The 3,125-nt window shown below is 72.2% G+C and carries 4 protein-coding genes; 2 read left to right on the top strand and 2 right to left on the bottom strand.

Features of this window, described 5'->3' with window-relative positions; all coding sequences use genetic code 11:
* Positions 1–210: 210 nt before the first annotated feature.
* The gene (locus G6020_RS12745) at positions 211–1,059 is read left to right on the top strand and encodes a tyrosine-protein phosphatase (RefSeq protein ID WP_241731274.1); all 849 of its coding nucleotides are present in this window, start codon (positions 211–213) and stop codon (positions 1,057–1,059) included.
* Here G6020_RS12745 and G6020_RS12740 read toward each other — a convergent pair.
* Positions 1,043–1,432 (bottom strand): hypothetical protein, encoded by a 390-nt coding sequence (locus G6020_RS12740; RefSeq protein ID WP_182610876.1) that lies wholly within the window; start codon positions 1,430–1,432, stop codon positions 1,043–1,045. The genes G6020_RS12745 and G6020_RS12740 overlap by 17 nt on opposite strands.
* 241 nt (positions 1,433–1,673) lie before the next feature.
* On the opposite strand from G6020_RS12740, the gene G6020_RS12735 reads away from it, so the two are divergent.
* Positions 1,674–2,801 carry a DNA gyrase subunit A gene (locus G6020_RS12735; RefSeq protein WP_182610875.1) on the top strand — a complete coding sequence of 376 codons (1,128 nt, stop codon included), beginning with the start codon at positions 1,674–1,676 and terminating at the stop codon, positions 2,799–2,801.
* On the opposite strand, the gene G6020_RS12730 is transcribed toward G6020_RS12735, so the two are convergent.
* On the bottom strand, positions 2,794–3,125 hold a 332-nt coding region (locus G6020_RS12730; protein ID WP_182610874.1), incomplete at its 5' end, for a PD-(D/E)XK nuclease family protein. The two genes, G6020_RS12735 and G6020_RS12730, sit on opposite strands and share 8 nt — an antisense overlap.

Raw genomic sequence — 3,125 nt, 5'->3', positions numbered from 1 at the left:
TCGAGCTCAGGGGCCGGTCCACCCCGACCACGCTGGCCTGGCCGGCGGCGTCCCCACCGGGGCACGTCGAACCGGGACCTGGGTGACGGGTGGACGGCAGCGCGGTGAGATGCGGTTCCGCGGAGGCCGCCTCGCACCGGTACCCGCGATCCGGTAGGAACGGAGGGGCGGTGCGTCATCCGGGCGCGCGGGAGCCGAAGGGGACGCGGAATGGGCGCAGACGCGCGCATGACCACCGGGGTCGACGCCGAGGTCGTCGCGGAGGTGGGGGCTGAGGTCGGCGCATCCGGACCGGCGCCCGGCGACGTCCGACTGACGAGCGTGCACAACTTCCGTGACGTCGCGGGCCCGGGTTACGCGCTCCACCCGACCGGGAGCATGGCCCGCGGTCTGGTCTACCGATCCACCACGCTGTCGGTGGGTGAGGACGACCTCGGGGTACTCGAGCGGCTCGGGGTGAGCACCATCGTGGACCTGCGGACCGGCGACGAGATCACCAGGCAGCCCGATGTGATCCCCGCCGGTGCCGACTACCTGGCCATCGACGTCCTCGCCGGGAACACCTCCGCGGCCGCATTCACCGGGGTCGGGACGTTCAGCGTGGAGGACGCCCGACGCGAGACGGCGATCATGTACGAGCGGTTCGTCCTCGGCGACGAGGAGCGGACCGGTTTCGGCCGCGCGGTCAGCGCCGTGGCGCGGTCGGCGGGCCCGGCGATCGTGCACTGCACGGCCGGCAAGGACCGGACGGGCTGGACCTCCGCAGTGCTCCAGCTGCTCGCCGGAGTGCGGGAAGAGGACGTGATCGCCGACTACATGCTGACCCGCGAGCTGTCCGTCGACTTCGTCAACTCCATCCGGGCGTACGTCCGGGCGGAGATGCCCGAGCGTCTCGACGCGATCGACGTGCTCATCGGGGTCGAGGAGAGCAACATCCGGCGCTCGCTGACCGCGTTGGACAGCGAGTTCGGCGACGTCCGTCGATACCTCGTGGACGGCGCCGGGGTGGAGGAGGACCTCGTGGAGCAGCTGGGGGCCCGGCTCAGAACAGGACGATGACCGCGCCGAGCACACCGCCGAAGGCGATCGCCTCGAGGATCACCGCGATGGTCCGGCCCACCTCGGACCGGGCCACGGAGTGGACCCTCGGGCCGGCCATCGTCAACGCGAACACCAGGACGAGGACCGCCACCCCGACAAGGGTGTCGGCGAGTCGCGCCGCCACGCCGTAGACCGCCCCGAGGCCGATCAACCCCCCTGTCGCCGCGGCCGAGACCGTGGTCAACGGCGCCGGAAAGACGGCGGCCGGGGTCACCTCGCGATCGACTGGGGCGTCACGGCCGTGGTCGGCCTGCGCCGGGGCGACCTCCGCAGGAGGCGCCGGGGTGGAGCGGCGCCGGTCCCCGTCCTCCAGCATCAGTTGTCCGTTCATGCCCAGGACCCTACGTCCCGTTCCCAAAGGAATCCCCCGCCGTCCCTGTGGAACTGCTGGAAAATCGAAAAGCGCTGGTCAGCGTCCCGTAGATGGCGGAGAGATCGGTCACAATCCACAGGGACGGACCCGCCCCGGGCTGCGTGACCGCATGACCACGGGTGGGTCGGCGGGCGTAGGATTCGTGACGATCCGGTGGGGGCCGGGTCCGTTCTGTTGCGGGAAAGATCGGGGGACTGGCATGGGTTCTATGGGTGCGGTCGGGGGCTGGTTCGAGCCCGGGGACGACGCCGGGAGGGCGTGCGACGAGGCCGAGGCGGTACTCCTGGCGTGCGAGGACCTGGATGCCGTGATAGAGACGATCCGGCAGGCGGAATCCCCTGTCGACGCCCGCCGCGCCCTCAAACTGGGATTCGGGTTCTCGGGTAGGCAGGCCGCGCTGCTCCTCACCCTTCCGGTGCTGTCGTTCACGCGGTCCGAGCGCGACCGGATGCGCGACAGCCGACGTGCGCGGCTGGACCTCTTCGCCGATGTCACCGGGGCGATCCCGGCGGTTCGGGAGGACGAGGTCGAGCTCGACCCGGCGCCGGGACAGGCGGCGCGGGCGCCGGAACCGGAGTCCGCCGCGCGGGCGGGGTGGGGTGCCGAGTTCGACGGCGCCCTCGACGGGATCCGACGAGCGATGGACGATGAACAGGGCCGGGGCCCGACCGCTCCGCCGCCCGTGATCACCGGGGACCCGGGGCCCTCCGACCACGTCGCCCGGCGATCGCGGTCCGGGCGTGTCGACGAGGCCGCTGTCGTGCTCGACGAGCAGGTCGGGGAGCTCTGCGACGCGATCGCGGTCCTCCTGCAGGTGGAGAGCGTCCCCGGTGCGTGGCTGGATGATCCCCGCGCGTCCGACAGCCGGACCGGGACCCTCCTCGACAGCTGCGGTGTCGACGATTCGGTGGGGATCCGGACCCTGCTGTGGCATCTGCGCCGGACCGGCCTGGATTCGGTCGAGGGTCTGCTGCCGTTCGCCGAACCGGTCGGCGCCGCCGAGGGTTTCGAGGTCCAGGCGAAGAGGTTCGAGCACGCGATGGCGCTCGGCGGACTCGGTTCGGACCCGGGGTCCGGGGGTACCTGGACCGGTCGCCTGTGGCCGATCGCGGAGCGCCGCGGGTACGGGTACGCGGTGTCCTATCGGACCGGGCCGGACGCCGGGTCCATCTGGGCGTACGGCGGGGAGGACCCGCTCCACCGGGTGTGGGATTCGGTCGTCGACCTGCTGGTCGAGCTGTACCAGGCGTTGACCACCGGCGAACCCTGCGACGCCGCGGTCGCGGCCGCGGCGAACGGCCGGGTGGTGTGGACGAACCTCAGCTGAGGTCCCGTCCGATCACGGTGGCCCGGTTGCCGCGGCAGAACACGAGCTCGACGCGCGAGACCGTCCGGCCGGTGGTCGCGCCCAGCAGTTCGGCGTACGCGCACAACTGCAGCAGGTACTCGTCGACTGTCCCGGTGGTGACCGCCACATCGGTCTTGTAGTCGATGACGGACAGCGAACCGTCGGGCTCGTCCACGACCAGGTCGACCACCCCGTCCACCGCCACCGGCGTGCCGTCGGCCGTGGCGAGAGCGCCCGCGACCGGCAACTCCGCCCAGTGGGGGCGGGCGGCCGCCCTCCGGACGGGCTTCGAGGTGAGGGCCG

The organism is Dietzia sp. B19 (genome assembly GCF_014145155.1).
Classification (GTDB): Bacteria; Actinomycetota; Actinomycetes; order Mycobacteriales; family Mycobacteriaceae; genus Dietzia; species Dietzia natronolimnaea.
This window is presented reverse-complemented; position numbering and strand designations above follow the sequence as displayed.